This is a genomic window from Streptomyces sp. NPDC058401 (genome assembly GCF_042722885.1).
Taxonomy (GTDB): domain Bacteria; phylum Actinomycetota; class Actinomycetes; order Streptomycetales; family Streptomycetaceae; genus Streptomyces.
Window position 1 is genome coordinate 3,639 of the sequence record NZ_JBHXKA010000083.1, and the last position, 6,702, is coordinate 10,340.

7 protein-coding genes are annotated in these 6,702 nt (G+C 69.3%); 3 read left to right on the forward strand and 4 right to left on the reverse strand.

The window, feature by feature from the left end; all coding sequences use genetic code 11:
- A partial coding sequence (locus tag ACFWNV_RS26485) for an FG-GAP repeat domain-containing protein (protein ID WP_383951832.1) occupies positions 1 to 448 on the forward strand: 448 nt, incomplete at its 5' end.
- A gap of 150 nt (positions 449 to 598) precedes the next feature.
- Here the strand turns inward: ACFWNV_RS26485 and ACFWNV_RS26490 are convergent.
- Positions 599 to 1,159 (reverse strand): hypothetical protein, encoded by a 561-nt coding sequence (locus ACFWNV_RS26490; RefSeq protein ID WP_383951834.1) that lies wholly within the window; start codon positions 1,157 to 1,159, stop codon positions 599 to 601.
- A 219-nt stretch (positions 1,160 to 1,378) separates the two neighbouring features.
- On the opposite strand from ACFWNV_RS26490, the gene ACFWNV_RS26495 reads away from it, so the two are divergent.
- Positions 1,379 to 2,164, forward strand: a complete 786-nt coding sequence (locus ACFWNV_RS26495; protein WP_383951836.1) for a hemolysin III family protein — start codon at positions 1,379 to 1,381, stop codon at positions 2,162 to 2,164.
- A 257-nt stretch (positions 2,165 to 2,421) separates the two neighbouring features.
- Here ACFWNV_RS26495 and ACFWNV_RS26500 read toward each other — a convergent pair whose 3' ends face one another.
- Together ACFWNV_RS26500 and ACFWNV_RS26505 are read right to left on the reverse strand one after the other, a co-directional pair.
- Positions 2,422 to 3,966 (reverse strand): sensor histidine kinase, encoded by a 1,545-nt coding sequence (locus tag ACFWNV_RS26500; protein ID WP_383951838.1) that lies wholly within the window; start codon positions 3,964 to 3,966, stop codon positions 2,422 to 2,424.
- Between the two features lie 28 nt (positions 3,967 to 3,994).
- Complete coding sequence (locus ACFWNV_RS26505) at positions 3,995 to 4,693, reverse strand: response regulator transcription factor (RefSeq protein WP_383951840.1); 699 nt, start codon at positions 4,691 to 4,693, stop codon at positions 3,995 to 3,997.
- Positions 4,694 to 4,958: 265 nt separating this feature from the next.
- Between ACFWNV_RS26505 and ACFWNV_RS26510 the strand changes: the two genes are divergently transcribed.
- Positions 4,959 to 5,720, forward strand: coding sequence for a polysaccharide deacetylase family protein (locus tag ACFWNV_RS26510; RefSeq protein WP_383951842.1), 762 nt, complete (start codon positions 4,959 to 4,961; stop codon positions 5,718 to 5,720).
- A gap of 45 nt (positions 5,721 to 5,765) precedes the next feature.
- Here the strand turns inward: ACFWNV_RS26510 and ACFWNV_RS26515 are convergent, their stop codons facing one another.
- Positions 5,766 to 6,104: a MerR family transcriptional regulator gene (locus ACFWNV_RS26515; protein ID WP_383951844.1), complete on the reverse strand. Its 339-nt coding sequence runs from the start codon at positions 6,102 to 6,104 to the stop codon at positions 5,766 to 5,768.
- Positions 6,105 to 6,702 lie beyond the last annotated feature (598 nt).

The following is a 6,702-nucleotide window of genomic DNA, read 5'->3' on the forward strand; positions in this document are numbered from 1 at the left end:
CACCGGCCTCGCCGACACCGCCGGCCTCATCCAGCCCTTCACCAGCAGCCAAACCGTCCCCGCCAACACCTGGGACTGGAACACCGTCGAGATCCGGTCCGGTGACCTGAACGGCGACGGCCGCGCCGACGCCCTCGTCACCACCTACAACGCCGACACCTCGATCACCTTCCGCAGCTCCCTCGCCAAGGCCGACGGCGGATTCGGCGGATTCACCGGCGGCTACAGCGTCCCCGCCAAGAGCTGGGACCCCAAGTCCATGAAGCTCACCGCGGGCGACTACAACGGTGACGGCCGCACCGACATGGGCATGATGTACCGCAACGCGGACACCAGCATCACCATGTACACCGGCCTCGCCAACACCGCCGGCCTCATCCAGCCCTTCACCAGCAGCTACAAGGTCCCCGTCAAGAGCTGGGACTGGAACGCCGTACAGCTCCCGTAACCCCGTCGGCGGGCACGGCCCAGACCGCGCCCGAAGATGTCAAAGGCCCCCAGCCAAGATCGGCTGGGGGCCTTTTCCATGGTGCCGCGTCCTGCGCGTGACGGCTGGTGCCGCCCCGTCCGCGCACGCGCGCACGGGTGACGTTGCAGGTCAGACGCTCGTCCACGCTTCGAAGAAGGCCTTCCGCCTGGACGGATCGGCTGACTTGTGGTCCGCGTGCAGGACGCGCCAGGCGGTGAGTTCGAGGTCGCGGAGCCACAGTTCGCCGATGACCTGGGTTTTGAGGTCGGGGAGGTGGTCGGACTCGGCGAGTGCCTGGCCGATGACCTCTCCGGCTGCGATGCGCTGGGGCGGGGTCATCTCGTCGAAGGCCGAGAGGATCTGGCCGGCCAGGCCGGTGCCTTCTCCCGCCAGCGAACTCAGCACGCACGCTTTGATGTTGGCGGGCAGCAGGTAGAGGGAGCCCGAGGACCTCCACAGTTCCGACCAGAAGTGCTCTCCGGACGCGGTGGGGGCGGGGAGCGCGGCCAGGAGACCGAGGAGGTGTGCGGTGGCCACGTATCCGTCGGAGTGGGCCGATGCGACGACGGCGATGTCCGCGACGCGCTCCACGTCGATGTGGCCGGCTTCGAGGCGGGGGTCCAGCCCCAGCCGCTGTTCCAGCTGATGGGAGAGGGGGGCGGACGCGTGGGAGCGGAACTCGGGAAGCATCGGCGGTCCTTGGACGTAGGAGAGCGGAGAGGCCCGTTCGGAAGCCCAGATCGTTCCCCTGGCCCGCCGGATTACACGAGTTCCACAGCCCCAGTTGGAGGAAGACTGCCAGGACGGCAACCAAGAGGCGGTCGAACCGGCCGCGCCCGGCGATGCCGCGCCGGAGGCTGGAGCCCACCTCGGGCCATGCCGCTCCGGACCGGCTCCTAGCATGGAGTCATGGTTGCCAGTGATGCCCAGCAGCACGTATCAGGACGGGAAGCAGTGCCCCAGGACGACGCCGGAGCCGGCCATGTTGCCTCCGCACCGACGGATGGAGGAAGCGTGAGCTCCGAGCCTCCCGCCGACCTGTTCGGGCGAGCGGCCGATCTGGTGGAGCCGATCAAGCCGAAGCTACGGGGCTGGCTCCACGCCGGCATGGTCCCCGCGTCCCTGGCCGCCGGTATCGTCCTCATCTGCCTGGCAGGAACCCCGCAGGCCACGGTGGCCTGCACCGTGTACGCGGTCACCGCCTGGCTGCTGTTCGGGACGAGCGCCGTCTACCACCTCGGCACCTGGGGACCGCTCGGCGAGGCCGTCCTGCGCCGCCTCGACCACGCCAACATCTTCCTGATCATCGCCGGCACCTGCACCCCGCTGGCCGTGCTCCTCCTCGCACCTGACCAGCGGTCCGTCCTCCTGTGGATCGTGTGGACGGGTGCTCTGGCAGGCATCGCCTTCCGCGTCCTGTGGATCGGCGCGCCCCGCTGGCTGTACACACCCTGCTACCTCGCCCTGGGCTGGGCACCGGTGCGCTACCTGCCCGACTTCCTGCACAGCGGCGGCGCGGCCGTACTCACCCTGATCGTGACGGGCGGGCTGCTCTACAGCGCGGGCGCCGTCGTGTACGCCCTCCGGCGCCCCGACCCCTCACCCCGCTGGTTCGGCTACCACGAGGTCTTCCACGCCCTGACCGTGGCAGCCTTCACCGCGCACTACATCGCCGTCTTCCTCGCCGCCTACTGAGCGCGACGCGTATCGATGCTTGCCGGCTCATTTGCGTGGTCGTCACCCACACCTTCCTGTTCGCCTGGCTTGTCCGGGACGCCGTGCATGCGCCGAAGTGGCGCCGGCTCGCCCAGTGACCTCCACCGGCCCGACCCAGGTGTGACTGCCAAGGGGCGACTACGGCGCCTCCTGCGTGCGGCGGGCATCGGCACGCCGGGGGCCGGCCCCCGGCGTCGCCTTCTGGGTGCCGCTGCCAGGTTGCTGGTCAGGGGCCGTCATCCCGGTTGCCCCGCGTCGGGTGCGGCGGGGATGCGGAGGGTGAAGGTGGTGCCGGGGCCCGGGTCGGTGGGGTGCGCGCTGAGGGTGCCCCGGTGGCGGGTTGCGATGTCTCGGGCGATGGCGAGGCCGAGGCCGCTGCCGCCGGTGTCTCGGGTGCGGGCCTCATCCAGGCGGGTGAAGCGTTCGAAGACCCACTCGCATTCGTCGGAGGTGAGGGCGGTGCCGTCGTTGTGGACGGTGAGCGTGCACGTACGGCTGTCGTCGGTGACGTCGAGGACGACCTCGCTGCGCGCGTGCCGTACGGCGTTGTCGAGGACGTTGCGCAACAGTCGGTGGAGCTGGAGGCCGTCACCGCGCACCGGTGCCTGGTCGGGTGCGGTGTTCAGGGTGACGGGATGGTTCAGGTGTTGGTATTCGTGGACGAGTTCGCGGCTGAGTCCCGCGAGGTCGATCAGTGAATGGGTGGTGGGGTGCTCGGGGCGAGCGAGCAGGAGGAGGTCCTCGGTGAGCCGGTGGATGCGCCGGGTGGCGGTGAGGGCGTCCTGGAGGGTTTCGGTGGAGTCGATGCGGTCGGGGTGGTCGAGGGCGGTTTCGAGCTGGTAGTGCAGGGCTGCGAGGGGGGAGCGCAGTTCGTGGGCGGCGTCGGAGACGAAGCGGGTCTGCCGGTCGACGGCGTCCTCAAGGTGGTCGAGGGTGGAGTTGGTCGTCTGGGCGAGGGAGCGGATGGGGTCGCGGCCCTCGGGGACCGGTACTCGGCGGTCGAGGCTGGTGTCGGTGATCTCGGAGACTTCGCGGCGGATCGCTTCGACCGGTCGCAGCGAGCGCCGCGTGGCGGCCCAGGCCGTCGCGGCGACCAAGAGCGCGGCGGCGGGTACGCCGGCTGTCAGCGGAGTCTCGAGCGCGTCGGCGGCCTGGTCGGCGTTGTAGGGCGGGGTCAGGACGTAGAGGGTGGACCGGCAGGATCCGTCGGGCTCGGTGGGGTGCTCGCACGTGCCCGCGGGGGTTTTGAGCGCCGTGGCGTAGACGGTCATGGTGCTGTGGGAGAGCTCGTGGGCCTGCCGGTGGGCGAGTTGGTCCTTGCCCTCGCCGGACATGTCGAAGGGGCCCGGTTGCGGGCTGCCGTCGGGCCGGTGGAAGCGGGCTCGGTCGTGTTCCTCGACGCCCCCGGTGTGAACGGTGCCCTTCTCGGGCCAGCCGACCGTCCGTCCGGTAGCCGGGTCCGCGGGCGGCGGGGGGAGCAGCGCCTGCACACCCGTGAAGTCGAGGGCTCCTCCAGAAGTGGTGACGACGCGGCCTGTCCGGTCGATCTGGATGACAGGCCAGCCGAACAGGTCGTCGCTGATGTCACGCTTGCCGGCGGCCGCTTGGTCGGCCAGCTGCAGGGACAGTTCGGTGCCGCGCTGCTCGGACGTGCGGTAGACCTCCTCGTAGACGTGCTGGTAGAGCCAGGCCGCGCCGCCGCCGCACAGGACGAGAGCGGCGAGGCCGGCCACGAGCGCGGTACGGACCTGGGCGGGCAGGCGCCGCACAAGGGCAGGCATCCGAAGGGCACGCGTAAGACGCCGACGGTCAGACATCACGGCGCTCCTGTCGGGCGTCCAGGCGGTAGCCGTGACCGCGAACAGTGTCGATGCTGTGCGTCCCGAACGGGGTGTCGACCTTCTTGCGCAACGCGGAGATGTAGACCTCCACGATGGCGGTCCCGCCGGCATAGGCCGGGTCCCACACCTCGTCGAGGATCGCCTCCTTCGACACCACCTGGTCCGGTGTGTGCATCAGACAGGTGAGGATCGCCAGCTCCGTCGGGGTCAGAGCGAGCTCGCAACTGCCGCGGCCCGCGCGGCGGGCGGCGAGATCCACCCACAGGTCACCGGCGCGCAGCACGGACCCCCTGTCGGTTGCCGTACGGCCCCGGCGCAGCAGGGCGCGCAGCCGGGCGAGGAGGACGACGGAGGAGAACGGCTTGACGAGGTAGTCGTCGGCGCCGGTGTCCAGGCCCTCCGCCTCGTCGTAGTCACCGTCCTTCGCGGTGAGCATCAGCACGGGCGTGTCCACACCCGCTGCGCGCAGGGCGGAGCAGATCCGGTACCCGTTCAGGCCGGGAAGCATGATGTCCAGCACGATCACCGCGTGATCGCCGGCCAGAGCCCGTTCCAATCCGTGTGTCCCATTGCTGATGAGTTCGACGCGGTAACCCTCGGCAGCCAGGCCACGGCGCAGGGCCGGGCCGAGCTGGGGATCGTCCTCGACGACCAGGATGTCGTTCATGGGCCCAAGGCTTACATGGCCTTTGCCCCACTTTCTAAAGATGATCTTTGGGATCTTTAGGGCATCTTCAGGTCCGCTCTCGCAAGCTGACCCCGGCCCCGACGAGACCACCCCCGTCGAACGGTCTTCCTCACTTCCGGAAGCGCGCCGCCAGCTCCCTGCCCCATGCCCGGGGCTCTGACGCGACAGCGTCGCGGTACCGGACGGGCACGAGTCGGCTCGTGCCCCGCCCTCCCCGCCCGCGGAATTCAGAAAGCGCACTCCCATGCACCTCACCCACCGCCGAATCGTCACTGCAGCGGCCGCGCTGCTGCTCACCACCCTGACCGCCTGCAGCAGCCTGACCGGCGTCGTCTCCCCGGCCTCCGCCCGCAACCACGCGGCCCCTGCCGGCGCGCAGCGCGCTTCTGGCCTGGTGGACTGCAAGGTCGCCAAGTGCGTGGCGCTCACCTTCGACGGCGGCCCGAGCAAGCCGACACCCGCCCTCCTCGACGTCCTGAAGCGGGAGAACGTCCCGGCGACGTTCTTCCTTCAGGGGAAAGGCCACACCGACACCTATCCCGACACCGTGCGCCGCATGGCCGACGAGGGACACGAGATGGCGAACCACACCTGGTCGCACGAGAACCTCACCGAACTCACCCCGGACGAGATACGCGCCGAGATCGAACCGGTGCAGCACGACATAGAGAAGGCGACGGGCCGCGCGCCCACCCTCATGCGGCCCCCGGGCGGTGCCACCGACGACGAGGTGTCGAAGGTGATGAAGGAACTCGGGCTCGCCCAGATCCTGTGGAGCGTCACCGCGAAGGACTACCAGACCACCGATACCGCACTCATCAAGAAGCGCGTCCTCGACCAGACCCGACGGGACGGAATCATCCTGCTCCACGAGCGCTACGCCGGAACCATCCCCGCCGTCCCCGACCTCATCACCGAACTCCACCATCGCGGGTACACCTTCGTGACGGTCTCCCAACTCCTCGCACCGGCCCACCCCGAGCCCGGCAAGGTCTACCGCCCGTAACGCCACCCGACCGGGAGCCCGCCGATGCCGACGGGCGCGATCATCTCAGGCCGAGGTCGATGCAGCCGAGGATGCGCCGGCTCGGCGGTACTCGGTGTTGATGCGCTGGGCTTCTTCGAGCTGGTCTTCCAGGATGATGATCCGGCAGGCGGAGTCGATCGGGGTTCCGTGGTCGACGAGTTCGCGGGCGCGGGCGGCGATGCGCAGCTGGTAGCGGGAGTAGCGGCGGTGTCCGCCGTCCGAGCGGAGCGGGGTGATGAGGCGAGCCTCGCCCAGGGCGCGGAGGAAACCTTGGGTGGTGCCGAGCATCGCGGCGGCCCGGCCCATGGTGTAGGCGGGGTAGTCGTCGTCGTCGAGACGGCCGAACGAGTCGTCTGCTGTCATTGAACCTCTTTCCGGAACGCGTGGAGGGGCCCTGGTGCCTATGGCACCAGGGCCCCGAAGGAACTGCTACACCATCTGCCGGCCCTGATACTGCGCCGGCCTTCTGTTTCCGCAGACCCGACTCATGCGTGATCGGGTTGCGGGGATCGCGGTTGCTTGACCGGAGACCACCTCACTGACGATGTCCTGCGGTACCCGGGCTTCAACCTGCCGGCCCGGGCGATCCTGATGGCGCCAAGCTCCTCCGTTCTTCCCTCGGTGATCAACTACTTGCCAAGCGGGGGACTGCGTACTGCTGATGCTGCTTACCGCTGGTAGTGCGTACTGCGAACCGCTTGTACTGCTCGTGGCCTGCCCCAGCGCCACGTTTCGGCAGCCAGCCCCGTCGCCCGTCCTGCGTCTGCTCTGGCTTGGAACCCCACTGCCGAACTTCCTGGTGGCCGCGCCTGCACTCGACGCTTTCACCAAGGTGCTGCTCACTGACTTCACTGCTGGGTACTGCAACCTACGAGAACTGCACTTGCAGGTACTGCCACTGCGTTAACTGCGGTACTGCTCCTGGTGGCCCCTGATCACTGCGGGCCACCCGGTCCGGTCG